12 protein-coding genes are annotated in these 24,198 nt (G+C 54.7%); all 12 read right to left on the reverse strand.

The window, feature by feature from the left end; genetic code table 11:
* Nucleotides 1–208 precede the first annotated feature (208 nt).
* The 12 genes from A6301_RS21130 to A6301_RS21185 all read right to left on the reverse strand — a co-directional run bounded on the left by A6301_RS21130 (nt 209) and on the right by A6301_RS21185 (nt 24,191).
* Nucleotides 209–1,924, reverse strand: a complete 1,716-nt coding sequence (locus A6301_RS21130; RefSeq protein ID WP_234258670.1) for a polysaccharide lyase family protein — start codon at nt 1,922–1,924, stop codon at nt 209–211.
* Nucleotides 1,925–2,251: 327 nt separating this feature from the next.
* On the reverse strand, nt 2,252–4,381 hold the full coding sequence (locus A6301_RS21135) for an HlyD family efflux transporter periplasmic adaptor subunit (protein WP_234258671.1): 2,130 nt from the start codon (nt 4,379–4,381) through the stop codon (nt 2,252–2,254).
* A 2-nt stretch (nt 4,382–4,383) separates the two neighbouring features.
* Entirely contained in the window at nt 4,384–5,742 is a 1,359-nt protein-coding gene (locus A6301_RS21140; RefSeq protein ID WP_234258672.1) for an efflux RND transporter periplasmic adaptor subunit, read from the reverse strand.
* A complete protein-coding gene (locus tag A6301_RS21145; protein ID WP_234258673.1) occupies nt 5,739–6,494 on the reverse strand; it encodes an efflux RND transporter periplasmic adaptor subunit in 756 nt (251 codons plus the stop codon). Before A6301_RS21145 ends, A6301_RS21140 begins: the two co-directional genes overlap by 4 nt.
* Entirely contained in the window at nt 6,494–8,296 is a 1,803-nt protein-coding gene (locus A6301_RS21150) for a TolC family protein (RefSeq protein WP_234258674.1), read from the reverse strand. Before A6301_RS21150 ends, A6301_RS21145 begins: the two co-directional genes overlap by 1 nt.
* A 254-nt stretch (nt 8,297–8,550) precedes the next feature.
* Nucleotides 8,551–18,276: a beta-propeller fold lactonase family protein gene (locus A6301_RS21155; RefSeq protein WP_234258675.1), complete on the reverse strand. Its 9,726-nt coding sequence runs from the start codon at nt 18,274–18,276 to the stop codon at nt 8,551–8,553.
* Between the two features lie 57 nt (nt 18,277–18,333).
* Nucleotides 18,334–19,965 (reverse strand): Tad domain-containing protein, encoded by a 1,632-nt coding sequence (locus tag A6301_RS21160; RefSeq protein ID WP_234258676.1) that lies wholly within the window; start codon nt 19,963–19,965, stop codon nt 18,334–18,336.
* A gap of 109 nt (nt 19,966–20,074) precedes the next feature.
* Nucleotides 20,075–20,713, reverse strand: coding sequence for a TadE/TadG family type IV pilus assembly protein (locus A6301_RS21165; protein ID WP_234258677.1), 639 nt, complete (start codon nt 20,711–20,713; stop codon nt 20,075–20,077).
* Nucleotides 20,706–21,266: a hypothetical protein gene (locus A6301_RS21170; RefSeq protein ID WP_205541092.1), complete on the reverse strand. Its 561-nt coding sequence runs from the start codon at nt 21,264–21,266 to the stop codon at nt 20,706–20,708. The genes A6301_RS21165 and A6301_RS21170 overlap by 8 nt, the downstream gene beginning before the upstream one ends.
* Nucleotides 21,266–22,117, reverse strand: a complete 852-nt coding sequence (locus A6301_RS21175) for a tetratricopeptide repeat protein (protein ID WP_205543260.1) — start codon at nt 22,115–22,117, stop codon at nt 21,266–21,268. Before A6301_RS21175 ends, A6301_RS21170 begins: the two co-directional genes overlap by 1 nt.
* Before the next feature lie 119 nt (nt 22,118–22,236).
* Entirely contained in the window at nt 22,237–23,196 is a 960-nt protein-coding gene (locus A6301_RS21180; protein ID WP_205541090.1) for a type II secretion system F family protein, read from the reverse strand.
* A 14-nt stretch (nt 23,197–23,210) separates the two neighbouring features.
* Nucleotides 23,211–24,191 (reverse strand): type II secretion system F family protein, encoded by a 981-nt coding sequence (locus tag A6301_RS21185; RefSeq protein ID WP_107167826.1) that lies wholly within the window; start codon nt 24,189–24,191, stop codon nt 23,211–23,213.
* Nucleotides 24,192–24,198: the final 7 nt, after the last annotated feature.

A 24,198-nucleotide genomic window follows, 5' to 3' on the forward strand; every position in this document is an offset into this window, starting at 1 on the left:
CGTGGGCTATCCCTGCCCACGACCCTTCGGGCCAACGCTTCGCGTTGTTGAAAATTGCTCCTGCATTTTTTTATCGTGGGCTATCCCTGCCCACGACCCTTCGGGCCAACGCTTCGCGTTGTTGAAAATTGCTCCTGCATTTTTTTATCGTGGGCTATCCCTGCCCACGGCTCTCTGAAATCCAGCGCTTCACCTTGTTAAACGGGGTTTATTCCTCGCTTAAGGTCACCACGTCATACATCACACTACCGCCTTTTAATTGTAGCGTGATGGTGTTGTTGCCATTTTTCAGGAAACGGGAGGACACTGGGATACGGGCAACCTGATAGCGACCACTCTGTAGCGCACCGCGATAGATGGCTTTGTCATTGTCGTAAGTCAGCGTCTCCAGCGTTGTGCCGTTTACCATTACCGCCAGTTGCGGCGTGGATGGTTCACTCATGCCGCTGTTGCTAGCTGCCGCCAGTGCGATATTCAGGAAATAGGTTTTCTTCTCCGGCCGCAGAGCAAAACGGATATCCCATTTTCCCGGTTTGGTCTGTGCGTAATACCAGTCGCGCTGATAGTCGCTGCGGCCAATATCGAACGTCAGATTTGCCGGAACCTCATGCTGCCAGCGGGTATTGCGCGCCTCGTTACCAAAGCGGAATTCGCTCGCCAGCCGATTTGCCTGTCCAATCGCCCAAACCACCGGTTCAGCGTTCGGCAGCGTTATCACCGGCAACGCTTGCTTATCACCGGAAACGGACAGCGTTTGCTCTGCCAATACCCCTGGCTGAGTACCACTGTTGGCGTACACGGTTAGATGGTAATTGCCCGGACGGACATGAGGAATAGCAAAATGTCCCTGTGAGTCTGTCGTTGCCTGATACGAATAACCGCGGGTCTGCACATCGAACGGTTCATCCAGCGATGACGAAAGCACGACGGTCACCGGCTGCTGGCTGGCAATGCGTCCGCTCACCTGCGTGCGTTCGAACGCATAGCGAGAATCGTTCACCCATTGGTACGGCCAACTGACGGTTTCCGTCAGCGCCTGACGCTGTGCATCCGCCAGCATTTGTGCGGTATCGCCCTGATTGATATACAGCAGCCACGGCCCGTAGAATTTCTTCCAGCCTGGCGGGGCTTTCATATCCGGCGTGCCAAAATGCGAACCCGTCATGTAGTTCAGAATGATCGCATCCTGATGCACCAGCAAATCCTGCTTGAGCGCATCGCCGGAGAAATACTCCCGATTGCCGTGAATCAGCCACGCGCCCACGCCGTTACCAAAAACGCCCCAGAAAGGCGCGGCACGCATATAGCCAGCAAAATCATATTTAGAATAAATGCTGCCATCTGGTAATCGCCAGGTTTCATCCTGCACCTTTGGTGAGGCCTCAAGCTGGCTATAGAGTAGCGGTTTGCCCTGACGAACGCCGCTGTAGAGGTGGTCTAACCGCGCAGGATCGAAGCGATAAACGTTACGCAGTTCACTGACGTTAACATTCTGACTTCCGCTATTTTCGGCCACCACATAGCTATAAAGCCCGCTAACGCCGCGCCGCATAATCAGGTGATATTCAAGCTTTAGCAGCCCGCCGCGATCGTCAATATAGGCCACATGCGCCATCTCACGATCGTTGCGCAGCACCTCTACGCGCTCGGGGACAAAATCTTTGACGCCTTTAACGTAATAGTCGAGGTAAGCACTACGGGTTTTGCTCGGGTCACGCGCCGCACCGGACAGGTTGGTGACGATATTTTTACCCCCCGTCACCATGCTCACCGCGCTGCCATCCTCACCGAATGTGACTTTCAGCAAGCCATTATCCAACACGGTATTCAAGCCCGAAACGGATAACGACACGGCATTATCCTGTGCACTATAGCCATAGGGTGCCAGCATGGCTCCCACCAACAACAAGACAGATCGCTTCACAGTCAGCCCTCTTGTGTTCCATTGTTTAGACAGAAACGTTTATCGCGATGGTTCGGGCTACGGCATATATCAGATATTAGGGGAAACACGGTGATGAGGTTCCCGCAGGGACACCTCGCACCGTGGTAGCCCCGTGTATCTCGGTATGGCACCAAACCTTGTCGCTGAAATTAAAAATTTCTGCCATTTTAAATAGATAGGATAGAAACATCAGGAACAACATAATCGAGGCGTTAAGCGCCCTCCTTCACGCCACTGCCAGAAAAAATAACAATCTGGCAATAGCGGGAAGAAAGTCAGGATCGACATCGCAGAAATCAAAACTAATCAGAATGACAGCTCTCGGATCAGCACTGCGGATACCACTTTCCAGCCACGAACCAATAGGCTTTGTGCTTCACCGTCCATCACCACCGTGCCGCGCAGTACCTGCGGCTGAGTACGGTAATCGGCAGGCAGGCTGAGCAATACGCGATACACCGCCTGTTCAGGGTGCAGCTTGCGCTGTGCATCGCTCAGCGTGGCAATATCACCGCCATATACGGAGGCGAGTTCCGGTGCCGCATTCAGATCGCGGGTCGCCGTACTGGCGATTTCCACAATCGTGATCGGCAACGATGAACGACTGACATCCTGTAAATAAAACGTGCCTTTTGCGCCAGTACTGAGCCGCTGCCAATCTTTCTCCGACACGAAGGCTTCCACCAGTCCACCGGTTGGTTTGGTCACCACAGCCAGCCACTCGCCCTGCCCTAGCCATTCGCCCGCATCCAGCGGTGTCGCCATATCTGCCACTACGCCGTCTATCGGCGCACGCACCGTCAACTGCTCAGACTGTCGCTGCAATACCTGCAACTTTTGCAGTGCGGCTTCATGCTCCTGCTTCACGCGTTGGTGATCGCCTGCGGCTTCCTTGTTGAAAACCTGAAAAGTGCTTTGCCAGTTCAATGTCGCAATCTGGCGTTCAAGCTGTTGCCGTTCATGCGCCAATGCGTCAGACGACAGTGTAAACAGCGTTTGCCCGGCGTGCACAGGCTGACCAACCTGCACCTCAATGCGCTGAATCATCGCAGGCACGGGCATGTACAGGCTGCTTTGCTGTTCCGCCCGCAGCAGCGCAGGTGCGTATACGCTGCGCTGCCAGGGAATCATCAGCAAGAGCAGAACTACGGCGCTCACCGCCAGCGTTGTCGTCATATTACGGTTCATACGGTAATCCTTACGGCGTTTACTCCACTCGCGTACTTCATTCACCACGGGCATCACCACGAAGTAGCCGATTTCAATCGCGAAAAGCAGCATTCCTAATAACTTGAACGCCATGTGATAAACCAGAATCGCGATACCGGTAAACAGAAAGAAACGGTATATCCACACCGCAAAGGCATAACCCACCAGCGTGCGTTGTAGCCAACGGGGAAAGTGCTCCGGCGGCGCATCACCTAAGCCAAACAGCCATTCCCGCATCTTCCAGCGGCCAATAGCAAAGCCTCGGTTTTGCAGATTCGGCACCTGTAATCCATCAGAAAGCAGAAAATAACCGTCGAAGCGCATCAGCGGGCTGAGGTTAATCGCCAACGTCATGATCCAGGTGGTGGTCGCCAGCATAAATGCGGCGCTGCGCAGCATACCGTCCGGCAAGAAGCTCCATGCCAACGTTGCCCATGCCGCCAACGCCAGTTCGGTCATCATACCCGCTGCACCAATCGCCATCCGCTGTCGGCGGCGGGTGAGCTTCCACGAACCGGACGTATCGGTGTACAGCACTGGCATCATCACCAGAAATGCGACCCCCATGGTGGCAACCCGCGCACCAAAGCGCTTGCAGGTGTAGGCGTGACCGAGCTCATGCAAAATCTTGGTGACGCATAGCGTCAGTCCTGCCAGCGCCGCCCCTTCCAGCGTGAAAAAATGTAGAAAGGTATGTTTGAACGTTTCCCACTGGCGTCCGGCGAGGAATAACCCCAGCACGGCCACCAGCAGCGTTAGTTTGAGAAAAGTACGACTGAAAAAGGGTTCGACCCACGGCAGCGTGGCACCCAGAAAGCGATCCGGGTGCCATAAGGGAATGCGGAAGAACAGATAATTCTTTAGCAGCTTGCGCCATATCGAAACACGCGATTGTTCTACCTGACGAGCAAACTGCGCCAGCGCGTCATCGCCGGAAACACGCGTCAGGCTGTTAGCCTGTAAGAAACGGTTGAAGTACTGCACATCGCTGTCATCAAGCGTCAACGCGGAAGTCTGGTTAATCTCGGCGACAATCTGCGCGGCGTTCCCCATCGACCAGCGCGATAGCATTGCCATTTCTGCCCAGCCGATACGAAAATAGAGGCCGCGCAGCGGATCTTCCAATGTCCAACTGGGCGAGCCGTCACGGTTAGCCGGTCCGGCGTGCAGGATCAGTTCATCGCGCAGCGGGCTAAGCCCAGCGGTAGGCATCGCGCCTCCAGCCATCGTTACACGCCCAGCCAAACGCGCAAAGAGGCCAGCGGTTTACGCAGCAGGTAAACGAACAACACCGTACGTTTTCCGTATAGCTTAGCCGTCCCCTTCAACCCTACGCGCAGTTGTGGATCATCCTGCGTAAAACGCGCACGCAGCCGATAGGCCATCACATTATCCGGCGTTGGCGCGGCACGATAGCCGATCTGTTCAAGCCGCGCTTCTTGTGCTGAATTCGGTGCCACATTGAGGAACAGGCGTACATCCGCACCGTTTTCCAGTGCAATCGCGTCTGCCGCAGGCAATTGGATCTCCAGCTCCACATCGTGTGGATCGGCGATCATCATGATACGTTCGCCAACCGCTACCGAACGGCCAATCCAGTCACTGGCATCATCAAGAATCGCCACGCCGTCACGCGGGGAAACCAACTGCATACGTTCCTGCTGACGTTGCAGAAAATCCATGTCGCTCTGCGCCTGCTCGCGGCGGCTTTGCAGCACGGCCAGACTGGCCTTGCTGTTGGCATCGAACAGCGCCTGTTGTTGTGCCTGACGGTACTGGGCATCGGCAGTCGCAAAAGCCTGCCGAGCCGATTCCAAACGATTTTCCAGTTCGCGCACGTCCAGCCGCACCAGCGGTTGGTTAGCGCTAACGGTTTGATTAGGGCGAACCAGAATATCATCCACCACGCTCGCTACAGGAGCGCGAACCATCACCGGACGATGTGCGACGATTTCCGCCGGAGCCAGCACCGACTGACGAACCGGGAGCAATAAGATCAGCATTAGCACCACCACAGCAGCAACGATGAGGCGGCGTTTTTTCGGACTGCTTTTGACCTGACGACGGCGCACTTTACACAGGCTTAACCATGCATGTGCGTAGGCGTCTGCCAGCTTTTCCAGCAGGATAATTTCGGCGGGCAACCACGCGCTGTCTCGCGCTAACACCAGCACTAACGGCGCATCACCTTGTGCCACGCGCAGTGGTAACCAGAGTAAAAATTCCGGCAGATGCTCCTGCCACAGTTGGCGATCGTCCGTGGGCAAATCCCGAAAACTGAGCGCCTGCACTTGACGTCCTTCTGCCTGCCACTGCCGGCATAGGCGGCTAAATTCGGTGCAAAACGGCGCATTGTGATCGAGCGAGGCCAGCCCGGAAGCCGCCTGCAAGTGCTGTTTATCGCAGTCCCACAGCAGCGCCTGCCGATACTTCACTAAATTATGTGTCTCGTTGACGATGAAAAATGCCAGTTCATCCAGCGTTTCTCGCGCTCTGGCACGGCTTTGCAACTGTAACAGCTCGGCCAGCAGCGCCAGCCGGGTATCCTGTTCAGTTGATGCTGCTGCCGTCGAATGCCGCTCGGTCATGGGGTTACGCTACCTGCATCAGGCGGTACGATTTGTGCCACACCGCTCATACCCGGCAGCAATCCGGCGGTAGATTGCGTAATCCGGCCAAAGACCTTCACCGATTGGCTAACCGGGTCGATGGCTGACGAGAGGCGGCTGATTTCAGCCGGATAGCTCAGGCCGGTTTCATCCAATGTGACCTGAAAAACACTACCCTGCTTTAACCACACTAGCCAGCGCGATGGCACGATCATTTCCAACTCGAACGCACTGTCATCATAGATCGCCAACAGTTCTTTGCCTTCCGGTACCGATTCCCAGCGCTTAACCTTGGTTTCTGTTACGCGACCAGAGAACGGCGCTTTAATGGCACAGCGTTGCAGCATCGCACGATTGACGCCGCTTTCCGCCTGCGCCATCGACACCGACGATCGCGCCTGATCGACATCCGACAGGCTGATCGAATTGAGTTTATCCAACCGATCGGCAATAGCCAGTTTCTTACGCGCGGCATTCTCTGCCGCATTTGAGTAGTTCAGTTTTTCACGCAGCACGGTGCAGTCAAACGTGAGCAGCGTATCCCCCTGTTTGAAGTGTTCACCTTCTTTCACGGCAATATCCGTCACTTTCCCGGCAATTTCGCTGGATAACACGGTATAGCGCTGCGCGCTAAGCTGCACGCGAATGTCTCCCTGCGTCGCAGCTTGCCCCCATAGGGGCAGACTTAACGCACTGACCAGTAACAGCGGACGCACCATGCCGACAGCCATTAACGCGAGCCTCCCGCCTGTAAGGATTGCAGGTTATCCCACATATCCGTATTCACCACGCGGTAAGGTTTCCCCGCGTTAGCCGCAGGCGTAACCGTCGTGGGCACGATAGGTTTTGTGACTGGCGCAGCGGTTGACGGTGCAGGCGCGGTAGAAATGGCTTTGGTGGAAGCCGTCGTGGTGGCTGGCACTGCCGGTGTTGACAGGGACAAACGCGGCACCGCAACGCCGCCTTTTTCAAGATCCCCCGTGGTGCGAGCGATCGAGTTGCTTAACGCCGCCAGACTGACATCGTTCACGTTATCCGGCAGCACGTCCAGACCTGCGGCCTGATAAACTGCGCCCAATGCGTTCTGCACATCGGCAAAGCTGCGATCGCGTGCGCGCGTGGTCAGAATGGTTTCCGTGCTAACGCGCACCTGTTCCATCTGCGTCTCGGCACGATGCTGTACGCTAAGCGTGGTCTGGTTGAGGATACCGCGCTGAATCCGCGCCAGTTCCTGATAACGACCAAACATCCGCGTGCTCTGCTGATACTCCTGCCAGGCGACATTCACCTGCGTCAACACCGCCATACGCAGTGCCTGACGACGCACTTCTGCCAGATCTTCATTCGCCTGTCCGGCACGTTTCACCGATGACCACGACAACACGTTCAGCAGGTTACCGCTGACCTGAACGCCCGCGTTTGCCCACTGGTGATTAACCAGATAGCTGTTGCTGTCGCCGTTGATACCAGCAAACAATGACACGCCCGGCAGCAGACGCAGCAGCGATTTACGGGTTTCCAGTACGCTATTGCGTGCCAGATAGCTCTCTTCGCGCACTTCCGGGCGTTTCACCATCGAGAAGTTTTCCAGATCGTCGAGCGAGTAGGCCATCTTTGGCGCAATCAGACTGCTTTCGCTCGGCACGACGACATCGTATTTGCTGGACGGCGGCAGGTTCATCAGCGCGGCCAGACGGGATTTCGCCACCACCAGATCGCTGTCGACGATTTCCAACTGGCGCACCATCTCCAGCATATTTTTCTGGAAACGTAGCGCCTCAACCGGTGCCAGCAAACGCTGTTGTTCGGTCTGGCGTGCGTATTCCAGCGCCTGACGCGCCTGCGTCAGCGCAGTCGTCACTTCCGGCTGCAAACGCTGCGCCGTTGCCGCTTCCCAATAAGCGGTACGCACCTGACGGGTAATATCTGCCACTACGCGACGACGACGCTCTTCCGCCGCCAGCGATTTGTTCGCCTGTACTTTAGCGTTGAAATAGCTGATACCGAAGTCCAGCACGTTCCAGCTCATTGTCAGATCGGCGGTACGTTGGGTCTGATCCTGACTGGTAGACGCCTCCAGCGACTGCCGACCCGTTGTGACCGACTGACTGCTAGAACCGGCCACATTATCGCGCGTTTGCAGCCCGGCACGTGCGGTCAGTTTAGGCAATAGCATGTCCAGATTCTGCACGCCTAACAGGTCATCTTCCATTGCCTGTTCCATCAGCGCGACCCGCTGTTGCAGGTTATATTTCAGCGCACGGGCAATCGCCTCATCCAGCGTAATCGTGCCGCGTACCGGCTCCTGATTAGCGAACATCTGCGTTCTGTCACTCAATGCCTGTGCAACCTGCTGTTCGACCGTAACAGGTTCTGGTTTGACGGCACAGCCGGCTAACCCCAGACAGGCGAGAGTTACCGCGATCCGTAACGCTCGGGAACCTGCGGTGCGTGGTGTAGCCTCGTGTTGAACATTCTGCTGCTGACTGTCGTGTTGCTGGCTATCCCAGAAATGCGCTATGTGCTGATTCACCCGGGTTCTCCCCATCTTCTATTTGTCTGTTCCCTTCATCTTGCAGGCGGTGGTTTGGTTACCGCCTGCAAGCGCCTGGGTTAGTGGTTATACCCGTCATACTTCAAGCTGCTTGTGCGTTGGCTGCCCTTACTCACCCCAGTCACTTACCTGTGTAAGCTCCTGGGGATTCGTGCAGTTGCCGCCTTCACGCAACTCGAATTATTTAGGGTATAAGTAAATAAAATCTCGTCTCAATATTCAGTCTGCGTGTGTTATGCACGCAGGCTGCTCAATTCACTGAGCGCTGCCAGCAATGCATCCTGTTCCGGCTGATGCTGACGCAGCTGTTCGGTAAAGGCGGTTTTCCCCGTTGGTGCTAACGGCTCCACATCGTCGTTTTGAGTAGCATGTGAAGGCAGTTGCATCGCGCCACGGTCGGTCGCCATCGCTGCGCCATCGCCCTGCCCGGTTTGCAGCGTGATCGGTACCGTCCGGCTAGTACCATCTGCGGCTTGGGCTTTCAGCACCAGTTGGATCTGGTTCACCTGCACAGCACTGGCATCGGTAATCCGTACGACACCGCTGCGGGCATCAAACTGCACCCACGCCGGTAGCGGGCGCCCGTTCGCCAGTTGCAGCGTCAGCGTGGCATTACCTTCACGCACGCTGAACATGCGCTGCGGCAAGCTAAAGGCGAGCGCACCGGAGGCATCAGGCTGTAACGCGCCCTGCACGCTGCTGAACGCCGATTCCAGTGAAGTTGTTTGACCACGCACGCTCAGGAACAGGTTGGAATCCGCCAGAGAGGCTGGCGAACTGTCACGCACAGCGGTGCTAGCACGAGAAGAGAAGTTGACCTGCTCCAGCGTCGGCATCAGCTGTGACATCACAGGATCGAGCACCCAAGGCGCATCCGATTGGCGCACCGTATCGGCATCGCGCTGGCGCACAGGTTCGATAACGGTGTTAGTCGGTGACGACTGTGTTTCTGAACGAGACAGATCGGCGACAATGGCATTCAGCGGCTGTTCGCGTTCTCTTTCGCTCGCATCAACAGGTAGGCTTGTGCTCTGCTGCACCAGAATCACCGGAGCCGCAGTCGCGGTGTTATCGGGATTTGCAGGCTCCGTCGGCGTGCCAGGGTCAACCGGTGTTCCCGGATCGATCGGCGTTGCGGCAGCATTAACCGTCAGCGCCACATTCAGCGCCGCCGCGTTGCCCGCGCTGTCCGTCGCGGTAATCGTCAGGTTGAATGTTCCCGCCGTTAACGGCGTGCCGCTGAGAGTACGAGTTGCGCTATCGAAGCTCACACCGTTAGGCAATCGCGTATCGTCAACGGTAAACGTCAGCGCGTCATTTTCAGGATCGGTAAACAGCGAATCCGGTAAGGTATAACTCCAGCGAGTGCCAACCTGTGCGACAGGCGGGGTAAAGGCATCACTATTCCCCACAGGTGCCTGGTTCACAACACTATCGGAAATCGTTATCGTCGCCTCATAAGGCGTGGAATCCTGCTCTCCGTCATTCAGCACCACGCGGAGTGCTACAGAACTTTCATTAACCACTACCGTACTACGCCACCCCATTTGGCGCACAAGAGCGGTTGCTTCATCACGGGAAAGGCTGGCAGTAAACGTCACAGAAGCACGACCATCAGTCTGGCTCAACGTTGCCACCGGCTGCCCATCTTTACTGATAACGTTACCCAAGACGGTAAAACCGTTGCCGGCAATCATCTCGAAACGATCGTTTGATGAAGCCGATTCACTACGTTGAAACACAACCGATGCGCCACGGTAATCCCCTGCCCCGCCATTTGCGGCATCTAACTCCGCATCGCTGAGTGTCAATGTTGGCACTACCGCTACCGCAGATCCTCCATTGGTATAGAAAGCACTTAGCGGAGTCTGGCGCATAACCACCAGCGCATCGGCAAGAATAATGAGCTCACCTCGTGGTGATACCGCAATTCTCTGGGCATTCGCCAGATTATTCTGGGCATCAATACGCTCCAACGTGTCCGCCGAATAATAAGCCAGAGAACCATCGGATAAGGCGACATACAGCGTTTTATCATCCGCTGACAGTGAAATGTCTTCCACCGTCGCGGTGCCATTGATGGTACCCAAATGCGTTAGCGTCCCGGCAGCGTTGAGGCGGAAAGCATCTATCTTCAACGGATGGTTATTTACCGTCATTTCCCCTGTCCATCCGTTAAAGGAACTGGTACGGCTATTCGCGATAAAGATCGTTTGACCATCGGCACTGACAGATAAATGTTGCACATAGTCCAGATTCACGACCTTACCGGCGCTATCCGTTTCCCCTGAATGGAGATACGTCAGCGGGGTCAACTGGCCCGTTTCACTATTACGTTGGTAAACAATCAGGGATGAGCCGTTGCTGGGGTTGGTAACCACATAAACTTTATCTCCCTGCGTGATGACTTTCGTCGGAGCCCAGAGATAAGGCGGTGTTGACATATCATTATCGAGCGCTTGAAGACGGGTAAGCGTACCGGTCGTCGTATCTCGACCATAAACGATCACCGTCTCCCGATTCATCAGATAAAGGTTTTTCCCATCATCCGACAGCGTAATCTGCGCCGTATCCCAGAGCTGTTTCAGAGAGCTTTGTTCTGTCAGATTACCTTCACTATCGAGAGTGAAAGTAACAATAATGCCTTCGTTATTATTTCGTTGCAGAGCGTATAAATTCGCACCATCAGACGTCATTTGGAGTTGAATGACGCCGCTAGCAATCGCGCTCGTACGCATGTGTGTCAAGGTGCCATCAGCATTACGAGTAAATAACGCAATGTGACCTTGCTGGTCGGCAATATATACACGGCTACCGTCAGCAGACACCGCGCTGTTCGTTGAACCTGCCAGCCCAAATGCCGACAATTCCAGAGTCTGGAGTCGATCTAAATCACCAAATGACAGAACAGGATCGGTATTGACGGCTGGAACATCATTAATCTGTGTGATGTCTATGGTTAAAGCCGTATCCTGAGACACCAGATAGCGATCGGATAATGTTACCGACACTGCCACCTGTGCGGCAGGTGTATGGCTGTCACTGGCATAAGTAATCTGACGCAGCGTGTTCTTCACATCTTCCGTGGTGGGGATTGTGCCCTCATGGCTATTGAAACGGATGGTCAGCACGCCGTCTTTATTCTCCACCTGACCAATAGTCACGCCATCCTTCTGGAGCGTATCGCCGGATAACGTCAAGCCGTTGCCCGCCTTAAAGCCAAGTTTATCCAACGGCGTTTTACTGTCGCCCAATGTAATTTTGAGCGTCGCACCGTCATAGTTACCTTTGCCGCCGTTGAGTTTGTCCATCTGCGTATCGGACACCGTTGCGTCAGGTGCCAACGCAATAGGGTCGGCGCGTTCGGTATATGTCGGCGCCGCAACCGGAACGGTGATAACCGGCGCGGTATTGTCTTCTGTCGCGGGCACCAGCGTCAGCGTAATGCTTTGTTCCAGCGTGGTGACGGGGGAGCTTCCGCTATAATCATTCTCTTTAATGCTCAACGTAACGTGCCGTTCTCCGCTGCCGTTGCTACCCAGATAGTTGTAGCCGATGCTGTCAATCATCGCTTCGGGGCCAATACCGTCTTGCTCAACATAGAGGGTAACGGTAGCTTTGCCATCCACAACGTCAACCAGATACTCCATACCCGACGTAGTTCTCCTGACACCGTTAGTGTCTTCAAGAACGATCGTTTCACCGCCTACGCTTATGGCTTCATTCGGACCTGATGCATCAAAGGTTAGTATCACTTGCCAGATGGTTTGCCCGCTTTCGACCGTATCAATCTGGGTATCTTTAAACAGCTTCACAAACTCGCCGTTGCCCGGAACCGATGGATTCAACACCGTCGTCGTCAGTACAGCCGGATCGTTTACGCCAATCAGATTAACCGTCACGTCCAATGTCGCAACGTTATTGTCGCCGTCATTAATGCTGAAGGTGAAGACAGGTGATGCGCCCGCATGTTCAGGATCTTTGCTACTGTTGAGATAGGTGATCTGGCGCAGCACGTTCTGCGCATCCGCTTTTGTCACCGCTGCGGTAAAGGTCACTGTCAACGCACCGTCAACCTGCGTAAAAGTGGCGATCGTGGTGCCATCTTTGACGATATTATTACCGTCCAGCGTTAAGTCGTTATCAGCCTTAAAGCCGAAGACGTCTTCCAGTAGCCCACCCGTTTGCCGACCTACCGTGATGCTCGCACCGCTATAATCACCCTTTCCTTCATTTAACGCATCGAGCTGCGGATCGGACAGACGGCCTGACGGCAGTAACACCGTTGCACCATCACCTTCGGTGTAACTCGCACCGGCGGTACCGACATTCAGCACATGAACCTTATCGCCGCCAATCAGATACAGTTGCTTACCGTCTGCACTCAGTTCTACATTTTGTAGATCCGAGAAGGAAATATTGATCGAGCTATCCCAGCCGCCGCTAATTGTATTCTTCAGCGTGAGGCTGCCATCTTCGGCACGAGCGAAAACAGAAATATTCTTGCCAATTACGAACAGCGCCGTGCCATCGGCAGAAACCACCAAACCGGTTGCCAGTGCTTCACCGCTATCGCCTCCGTCATCGGTAATTGGCGTTGTCTCCGTAAGCGAGAGCGCCCCATCAGCCCCCACCGTTATCGTATTAAGCGTGTACTGAACGCCATCAGCATTAATCGCATACAGCGTTTTGCCATCAGGTGACAGGGCAAGTGAATTGATGTAATACAGGTTGTCGCCTTCAGCTCGAATCTGGGAAACCTGAGTGAGCTTGCCCTCGGCATCAATACTGAAACCAGTGACGCCAACGGTATCACCTGAACCCGACACGAACAGGTAACGCCCTTCAAGATCAAGCACGAGACGGCTCGCCCCGATCAAATTATCAGTCTGAGAAACCGACGTCAGGGTACCGTCCGTCCCGCGCTTAAACACCAGCACGCTGCGGCTGTCATTATCACTGCCAGACTGGGCAGCGGTGAGATAGAGATAATCGCCTTGAGAAACAATGTGAGAACGCACATCCAGCGAACGCCCTCCCAGATCGGCCTGATCGAGGACACCGGCTTGCGTCAGTTCCCCATCGCTGCCAACGCGGAAAAGGGTCACCGCATTGCCTTCACTGCCTACCACATACAGGTACTGCCCATCGGCAGACAGGGTAACGTCTGATGCCCCCGCCAACGCGGCATTGTCCACAATCTTATCAAGCTCTTTCGTTTCATCGTTATACACGGAGCGATAGTTATAGAAGGTCTTCGACAGGGTAAATTTGCCTTCTTCGTTACGGACAAACACGCTCAGTACCGCTGAACCACTATCCGGCGAACTGACAACGTAGAGCGTTTTTCCGTCAGCAGACAACGCGGTGTCTTTTACCCCGCTCAGTACATCCACATAATTATTCGAGTCATTGCCCTCAAGATTGTAATCATCCTGAAGGGTGCTGGATTCACCGCCAATCGTCGGCACCTGTGCAGGATTAGGGGCAATGGTCAGCGTCAATTCGTGGTCTACGCCCTCGCCTGACGCATCGCTTACCGTGACGGTAACGTCAAACGTACCCGCTCCATTAAGCGCAGACGTACCAGAAATGGTACGTGTTGCAGGGTCGAAAGCGAATCCATCAGGAAGACCAGTGACTTTCCACGTCAGCGTGTCATTTTCAGGATCGCGAAATAGATTTTCTGGCAGCACTGCGGTGTACGATTGCCCAGCGACGGCTGACGGCGGTACGTACCCCGTGTTATCCACAACTGGCGCTTTGTTCTCTACCAGCGCCAACAGCAGGCTGGTATCTTTAGACCCATCGCTCAAGGTGATCTTCAGTGGAATCGATGCGCCTGCCGCATCACCATCATTGCGGTAAGTGATCTGATGCAGAACCTGATTGGCAACCGCTTTTGTGACGCTTTCGGTGAACACGATCGACACCGCGCCTTCATTCACATTAAGCGTACCCATTGTCTCGCCTTGATACTGAATATCACTGCCGGACAGCGTCAGACCGCCGCCATCCTGGAAAGCGAAGTGGTCATTTGCCGACGCGGCACCGTTGCGGCTAATCGTGATTGATGCACCCTTATAGTCATCAGCAGCATCCAGCTCTTGGTCTGACAGCATGACACCTCTGGCAAACGCGATATCCGTCGTCTGGCTATAAGGGGCATTTGCCGTTGCGGTGAACACGTTTAACCCGGCAAAGAACGTGCTGACACCCGCATAGATATTCTTACCATCGGCACTGACAGCAAGATGGTTGACGGTGTTAACTGAGAGGTCAACACCGTTACGGAACGTTAGTGCCCCAGAATTAGCGTCGCGGGCGAACACCAGCAGTGAACTACCGCCGAACGCCGCAACATACAGCGCTGAGCCGTCCTGAGAGATAACGATTTCACGCAGTGATGTCGCGCGTAACTCAGTAGGAACGTGGCTTTCACTGTTGTACAAGTCCATTATGCCAGCGTAGGTCAGCGCGCCTGTATCGCTATCACGACTGAAAATCGAAACGGTACCCTGTGAGTTTGATGACACATAAACAAAACGGTTATCGGGTGAAATAGCGATGTCTTGCAACGCTGTCAGGTAACGATCGTCCTTCGGAATTTCCGCACTATTTACGTCAGCCGCGATCGTGCTTTTATTAATCGTCGCGACATAACTCAGGTTACCCGTCTCCGCATCACGCGAAAGTACGGTAATGCTGTTGTTCCCCTGATTAGAGATATAGGCTGATTTACCATCGCTGGACAGCACAATACCACTCGGGCTTTTCAGCGGGAGGGTATCACTGCCGATCAGTGAACCAACAAACGTCAGCGCACCAGAGGCGGTGTCACGCGAAAAGAAAGCCACGGCGTTTTTACCCGTAGAGCCATCCATCGGCGTCACACCATTAATGGTATACAGTGAAGTGCCGTCGTCGGATATGACGATCTCGGAAACGGCCGCATCCAGGCCGCTAACGCCATCCACACCCTGTGTGGCAACAATGCCGACATAGCTCAACTGTCCCGTTGTGGCATCGCGGCTAAACTGCACCAGCGAGTAGACGCTGGTGCTTCCCCCCGCCGCATAGCCTGCCACATACACGCTGGTACCGTCTTTCGACTGTGCCAGCGTGGTGATCGTGTTCAAACCGTTAACTTCAAACGCGGGAGTAGACGGATCATCCTGCTCGCCCTGCGTGAAACTTTGCAGTAGCGTCAGCTTACCGTTTTCCGCATCACGCGCGTAAACGCGCAGGTAAGTCTTTCCACCGTTATTGTTCCCTTCACTGCCGGTGACCAGCAGGGTTTTACCATCCTGAGAAACACTCATTGCCGAGACGCGTTCATTGTAATCGCTGAGCTTGCCGTCGTTGTAAAACAGCGCAGCATCAGGGGAATAGGTTACCTCGATCGCGGGTTGCTCATTTAAGGCCAGATTGATACTGCTGGAGACAGTCAGCGTCGCAGTATCATTTCCACCATTGGCGATACCGCCGTTATCCTGCAATTCTGTTAGCGTAATGGTACGTAAACCGCTGGCGCTGGTACTTTCTTTACCAGCAGAATAGCTCATGCCGTCGACCAGCTTCATCATCGCCATACTGCTGATACCCTGAGCACTGCTTAGCACCAGAGAAGACTCACCATTCACGGCGTTATAGGTGTAGCTATATTGGTAACCACTCACCGTGGTGCCCGCACTGTCCTCACTGAGATCGATGGCCGTACCATCCACCGTCAGGTATTCCTGATGCGGGTTATTTAGGCCACCAATACCGATCGACAATTTTGTCAGCGCCTGCCCAGCTTCTCCGGTGTTAACTGCCGTGTCTTTGAACAGCGTGACGGATGCACCGCGCGTATCCAACGTCAGGTTGCTTCCGCCCTGGCTAACCAGCGCTGGCGCACTGTTGGCAGTCAGCAGCAACGCAATGCTCGTCACCGTACTGTTGAGCTCACCATCGTTCGCCGTCACCGTCAGCGCCACCGTCTCGGTGGTACTCTGGCTGCCGATATTGCGATACGTAATCTGTTTCAGGACCGCATTAGCGGTTTCTTTTGTCACATCAGCAGTAAACGTCACGCTGAGCGTGCCTTGATTCTGTGCAAAAGTGCCAATTTCTACGCCAGCTTGCAGAATTTTTCCGCCTTGTAGCGTCAGGTCATTACCTGCGCTTAGGCCGAATTGATCGTCTGCCGAGGGGGTTTCACGACCGATAGTCAGCGTGGCACCGTTATAGTTACCCGTACCGCCGTTTAACACATCCAGATTGCTATCGGACAGCGTGACATGATCGGCAAACGGTAATTCACGGCCATAGAGGTAAGTGCGTAATGCGCTAAAGCGTTGGATTGCTTCGCCAGCCACCAGAAGTGATTGCCCATCTGGCGACAGCACCATGCCATGCGTATCGCCAATATTCGTCATCTGGCCGCTTTCATTTAGCGTCCCCGTAGAAGTATTGACGCTATAAATTTGCAACGTACCTTCGCTGCTTAAGGCATAGAGCTGGCTACCATCAGCATTAAGATACAGCGCGTTGATGTTTTCCAACGCTTTCGTATCCACACGGGCCAGCGTCTTTCCTTCGGTGCCATCACGCAATTGATAAACGCTGATTTCGCCGTTATCAGGATCGGCGACATAGATAAACTGCTGATCCTTCGAGATCGCCAGTTGATAATCCACCGCGCCATAACCTTCCCCAGACGTCTCCAGCGTTGTGACAGAAACTAATGTCCCGGCTTCACTCCGCTGGAAAACCGACAGCGTGTGCTTTGCTCCCATCCCAATCGTGAAAACATAGTTACCGCTGCTCGCCACAATACCGCTGCGATCGATCCCGCTGTCACTTACGCGCTGGAGGAATGTCAGGCCCCCTGTCGTCGCATCGCGAGTAAAGACGACCAAACCGTTCCACTGTGTGGCAACATAAACCTGAGTGCCATCACTGGAGATGGCCAGCCCAGTAATATTGCCGTTTTGCGAAGGGATTGTCTGGGTATCGCTGCCCTCGACTTGAATCACCTGTCCGTTGTCGCCAAGGCTAAGGGCGACAATATTGTTATTGCCCGTGATAGCGTATAGCGAACGGTTATCTGCGCTCAGCGCGATGTCTTTCACACCTTTAAGCGCGCTGATATCACTCAGCGTTTGGCTCAACGTCAGTTTGCCATGCTCACCAACCGTGAAGACACCCAGTGTTCCATCGCTTCCGATGACATAGGCACGCTCGCCATTACTGGAATAGCGCACGTCCTGTGGCGATTCCATACCGGGTACAATAATAAGTTCTGCCAGTTCAGGCGCATCCGATACAGACACCACTGGCGCGACGTTGATTTTGCTGTCAATGGTGATGGTCGAGTGGATATTCAGTTCGGCAGTATCGCTCTCATCACTCAGACTCTTCAGCGTTACCGTTACATCGCCACCTGCCACGGTTTTATCGAGTGGTCGGTAAGTCATACCCTCGATCAACGTAGCAACATCGTTGGGCTGAAATGCATCAGATGAATCAATGCTCACCGTGATGGTTGTCGTCGCACCGCTTACCGCAACGGTATAGCCGTATTTTCCAACACCTTCCGTCGTTCTTGCGCCATTAGCGGCCTCCAGCGTAATTTCCGTACCGTCGATGACGATTGCCTGATTCGCACCTGAACGATTGACGGTAATCACCAACTCTTTCAGTTCCTGCCCGTCTTTATCCGCTGACACGCTAACGCCGCTGAACAGATCGATCGGTTCGAAGCTGCTGCTGGTGTCGGTAACGGTGACCGTCGCCTTAACTGGCGTGGCATCAACACCGGGCGCGGTATCCGTTGCTGCAACAGCAACGTGTGCAGCCACATCGGCAACGGTAGCCACAGCAGCAGCATCAAACATCATGCGCGGTTCCAATACCCACGCCTGACGCGGAGGGCGCGTTAAGGCTGAACCAGATTTTGAGCGGGAAAAAGTCATCGTGTCATGTCCTGTAATAAAGGGGCAAATCGCGTTATTTCTGGCTACCTTCAGCGGTCATTCAACCAGCCGAACATAGCCGCCCTCGGTTTCGATCTGGCCGGCGATACGATCCAAACGCCGAATCAATTGATCCTCAACGCCTTCTGCACCAAAGCCCGAACCATCGATAAAGCTCATACGTTTTTCGCCCTCAGTGCAGACCAGCAGGCCCGGCGTCGCTTCTCTGTCGAACAGGTTGCGGCCAAAGTCTTCCGGATCGCCGGGACGAATGCCGACAAAATAGAATTTGATGTTGCTTGCGCGGAAGCTGGAGCACAGATCGTGAAAGCGCTGTACGGCAAAGGAGCGGGCAAGATCCGTTCCAGTACCGCCACGAAATTCATTGCGATTGAAGTTATAGCTGTCGGTGTCAAACCAGTTACCGATGGTGTTGGCCATCATCACAATCACTTTTTGCCCGTCACCGTTGCCGTCCAGATTGAAATCCAGCGGCAGCTTGGAATCGCCCCAGCCGTCTGAACCGCGCATGTTTGGCGACAGCGCCGCCCCTGCCCACGACATGCCGATGGCGTAGTTCACGTTAAAACGGGCAGAAAATTGATCGATACGTTGATCCAGTTTGCTTTTTTCGTTGGTCAACGGCATCAATGCCGCGTTCGGGCATCCTCGGTCTGCCACGATAAAGCGGGTATCTACAGCATTGGAGTCGTTATCCCACGGATAAAGATCGGGGTTGGGACCGCGCCAGCTAATCGGTGGGGCGCCGGGGCTGCCGTTTTGCGGCAAATCGTGACGGTAATACACACGAAATTGCCCAACGGGCGGCTCATCCCAGAAGAAGTTTTCTTCCCGACCCAGTCCACGGTACATGCACAGCAGGTTAGCGCGCCGATCGGGGAAACGGCGGTCTGCCAGGCTACTCACCACACCACTGGCAAACAATGAACGCAGCTCCGGTGGGTTCAGCGCACTCGGTGTAGACCAACGGCGAATCCGGTTCGTATCTTCCGCATCGTACACATTGACCGATTGGCTGTACGGCACCAGCGACAGCCACAGGTTGTCGCGCTTAGTATCCCCAGTGCTGAGCAGACGCTCGACAAACGAGCGACTGACACTTTTCAACGCGCGAATATCAGCATCACTCATATCCCCCGTCACTGGCATAACAAGGGCGACTTCCGTCGGGCGATTGATGACTTCCGAGGTCGAGTACACTTCCTGAGCCCTAGACCCCAAACTCAACAGGCTGGGCTTGGTTTCAAAAGCCACGGTCACGGTATAGGTTTTACGCGTAGCGCTATTGCGCCCTTCAGTGACGGACACGTCGCCCGCCACCAGTTTTTCACTCAGGGCCTTATTCATTCCCAGATTGCTTTTGACGTATTCATACGCCAGCGCATTGATGTCTTCCTGGCTGTATTCTTCGCCATTGATGGTGGCCTGATGGCCAACGGCCAGCGCGGCGGCATCCGTCGCACGCTTGATCTGCGTCGCATCACCCGTTGACGTTGAGGTATCCACAATGAAAGCCGCCGTCACCAACAGTGCCATCGCCCCTAGCGTATAGAATGCGGTACCCGCTCCCTTTTCCTGCTGAATAAAAGCAGACAGGCGTTCGCGCCAGAACAGAGTGGTTCTGCTATCGTCTTTTTTTACTCTTCTGTTCTGTAAGGTTTTTTTCATCAATTTCTATCCTGTGTACCTGGATTCAGCGCGTACTCATCCCGCCCATAAAACGGGAAAATAAAAACGACATTGCTCATAGTGATAGCGTTATTATTCCGGCTCGGGATTACGGGTTCCGCTCATCCTCTTCTAATCCGGCTTCTTTTCTGAGTGTCTCATCCAGCGTCACCACGCCAATAGCCACCCGGTTGATGGATGAAGCATGCAACATGCCGCCCAGTGACAAGCCCCCCAACAACCCGACATCTTTCCCCTCGCGGCAGATTTCGACTACCATCATAGAGGTGTTCTTACTGCCTTCTTCCCGGTCTCTTTCCGGCAGTTCGGGCGTATATTCTTGACCGGGCAGCGTCTCGCTTTCGGCGCAAAGTGCTGCCGCCGTCCCTCGACTTAATTGCCAATACAGTTCGCCAGTCTGGCGCACGTTACTGATTAACAACTGGTAATTTCCCGTTCCTTCCGTTGGCAACACCGTGTCAAGCAAGCCTTTTAGCCCTTGCTCATCCAGCGCCTGCTGCATCGCTAATATTGATGCAATGGCACCCGCACGCTGTTCCATTCGCGTACGCTCCAACCCAACGGTGTAGATATCCGCACACAGCGAACCTATCGCCAGCACGATCGGAAACGCCAGCGCCGTTTCTACCGCAGTAGAAGCATGGCAAGAACGCCAGAAGCCGCGGAGCCTGCTCAGGAAGCGGCTGATATGCAACACATGACGGGGTTTCAATAAGCGATCAGTCATTACGCAGTTCCGTCCCGAACACATGTTTGTACTGATAGCGGAAGGTGTCACCCAGCGTTAACACCTCCGGCAGCGGCGTAATAAACGCCTTTTTGATCTGCACCGTCACGGACCACACGGGCAACGTCGTGGTTGCCTCGCTGTCGGGATCGTCCTGACTGCTATTTCCGTTTGTTAACCCGCCAAGCTGAGTCAGATTGTCGAAGTGCAACACGCTAACGGTTAAATCGTCTTCCTTGAGGTAGCCATAACCGGCCTCAATCATGCGCGCCTTCAGTCGGGTTCCCATCTGTTCCGCACTGTCCGATACAAGGTTATCAAGACGAAAAGTCTGTACCGCTTTATCCAGCGCGGCGCTGCCGATGGCGATCACGAGCCCGATACGTGCCAGTTCAAACAGCATCATCACGCCAACCAGCACGACGGGTACCAGAAACGCCACTTCAGTCGCGATTACGCCGCATGTGCTACGCCAGTTGCGATCCTGACGCGGCACGATTCCTTGCACTCTGCCTGCATCACGCCTGGAGGAACGACGGTGAAACCACGCCATTACTCAGGCGAACTCAATTGCAGGCGTTGACGACTGGATAACAGCAGCGCTTCGCCACGAGATTTATCCTGCTGCATCTGCTGTAAACGCTGATTCAACTCATCGATCAGTCCATCAATACGCTGCGGCTGGGCAATGGTTGTCAACGCCGCACGTGCCTCATCGTTTCTGCCACCAGCAAGGTAGGCTAGCGCCAGATTCAACTTGCCCGTTGCGTTACTGCCATCGACCGAACGCAGCAGGGAAATCGCTTTGTCCGCATTGCCACTTGCCAGCCATGAGAGCGCCAGATTGTTGAGCGCCGCGATATCTGCCGGATTCACCTGTAGCGCTTTTTCAAACAGCTGACGCGCCTCTGCATGTTTGCCCGATGCATCCATCACCACACCCATGCCATTGAGTGCACCTGCGTCGTTCGGCTGCGCTTTCAGCGCACAGGTAAAGTCAGTTTGCGCCATCGCATTACGTCCCAACGCAAGCTGTGCACGTCCCATTCCCAGACACACCGCCAGCGCTTCTTCCTTCGTCATTTTATTGGTATCACCGCCCAGCGCCTGACGTGCTCGTCCATATAATTCCAGCGTTTGCTGCGGCGAACGCGCTAAAGCAGCCACACTGGCATACTCCAGCATCTCAGCCCCTTTCAGCGCATCACGGCTATCGAGGCGCGCATACACTTCCGTCGCCGCTTCAACACGCCCCTGATCGCGCAGTAGGCGTGCCAGACGCAGGCCTTCATCCTTACTGCCCTTAATCGCCATTGAGCTGCCGCATCCCACCAGCACGGTACTGACGATCAGCAGTGCCAGCATGGGCGCACCGCGCTTGAGTTTTGCTACCAGATCGACCATCTTCGATAACTCCATCGGTTGTCACCCTTGCGACTCCCGGCGCATATCGGGAATCGATGTTTTAAAATCAATACTTTTAAAATCAATACTTTTAAAATCAATACGTTATAAATAAAATGCTACTGCGCCAGCAGGCGGACCACCCGCACCAGTGCAGGTGACGCCATAATGGCGATAATCGGTGGCAGGATCAGCGCCATCAACGGCACGCTCAACTGCGCAGGCAACTTGCCCGCCTTCTCTTCCAACCCTAAAATCAACGTCTTGCGACTTTCATCCGCAATCGTACGCAGCGCCTGAGACAACGGCGTACCGTAGCGCTCCGCCTGAATCAGTGTTGCGACCATGCTTTCGATCTCGCTGACTTTGGTACGCTCTGCCAGATGTTTCATCGCCAGCGTGCGATCCGACAGGATCTGTAGTTCGGCAGCGGTGTAGTGCAGTTCATCCGCCATTTCCGGTGACGATAGCCCCAACTCCTTCGACACCACCTGCAATACACGCCCGATAGGCAAACCGGCTTCGGCACAGACCACCATCAGATCCAGTGCATCCGGCACCGCACGCGCCAGCTTTTCACCTCGACTTGCTGCACGCCACTTCAGCCACCACTCCGGCACCATAGAGCCGACAAAGAAGCCAATGAGCCCCGCAGCGACTCCCGTCAGGCCAGCACGGTCAGCAGGTGGCAGCCATCCCCACACCAGAGCGATCGCGAGCAGCGCGCCGGCGGCAAATTTCCCCATGACCAGCCAGCCCACCGCTTCGTTACGGCGGAGGCCTGCCAGATCCAGCAGGCGGCGCAGATTGCGACGATCGCGTTCCGATCCCGACAGACGCTCCCCCTGTGTGGCAAGGGGCTGCAACAGCTTTTCCAGCAGGGGGGAAAGGGTTGTTCCCTGACCTCTCAGGATGTTTTCCTGAGAGGTCGCCTCTATAGAGGCCGTGGGCAGATGCCCGCGCATGCGAATTTCCAGCTGCTTGTATTGCTGTGTTTTATGATGCGTACGGGCCAGATAGATTCCAGCCACCATCAGCACGAGCGCCAGCAGCAGTAAAGGATCGTCAAAAACAGTCATGAGTGGCTCACCCTTTACCCTATCCGTTTAACCATAACGTGTGTCACCAGCATGCCGATCGAAACGCTGCATAAGGCGTAAATCAGCACCGTTGTCCCCACCGGATCGGAGAACAAAAAGCTGAAATCCTCCGGCGATTTCATGTACAGATAGGCCAAACAGCCGGGAAACAATGCGGCGACAATCTTGGCCGATGCACGTGCCTCAGAGGTTTTCGATTGCACTTTAAGTTGCAGTTCCCGCCGGTCACGCAGCGTAGCGGACAAACGCTCAAGCGTTTCACCTAGTCGTCCACCCGCTTCCTGATTGATGATCAGAATCACCACGAAGAAACGGTACTCGGACATCGGCACTCGCGTGGCCGAGGCCTGAATCACCTGACGCAGTGGGATGCCGAGCCGCAGCCAGTGGTCGATCGTCTTAAATTCATTCGCCAGCGGCCCGGTCAGGTGCTCAGCGACAATCGAGAAAGTATTCGCGACAGGCACACCCGCACGGCAGCTACGCGTAATCGCATCAATCGCTTCAGGCAGGCTCTCACGTAACGCTTTCAGGTGCTTTTGCAACGTCGATCGAAACATCAGCATGCCGATACTGACAAACAACAACAGTGTAAATATCAGCCCCATCGTAAGCGGCAGCAGAGTACGTTGCCCCAGGATCATACCGAGTATCAGGCTGGCTGCCGCCAGCGCGAGGGAACGCTGAAGCAGGTTCTTTTTCCAGCCAATAAACGCCATCTGCGCCCAGAGGATCGCTAACCAGCGCCCGATAACAGGAATTCCCATCAGCGGCGTTTTAATCTCGTCACGCAGAATTGAATCAGACGCCACGGCGGCTACCGATGGACTCACCTCGTTCAAAACCTGTTGCCAGCGTTGTTCACGCTGCATGCGTTGCTGACGTGATTTTCTCCAGGCGTTGACCGCCAAAAGCAGCATCAGCACGCTGCAAAACACCAGCAGCGTAATCAGATTCAGGCGTAAATCACTCATCAGCGTC

The organism is Pectobacterium sp. IFB5596 (assembly GCF_021432585.1).
Lineage (GTDB): Bacteria > Pseudomonadota > Gammaproteobacteria > Enterobacterales > Enterobacteriaceae > Pectobacterium > Pectobacterium punjabense.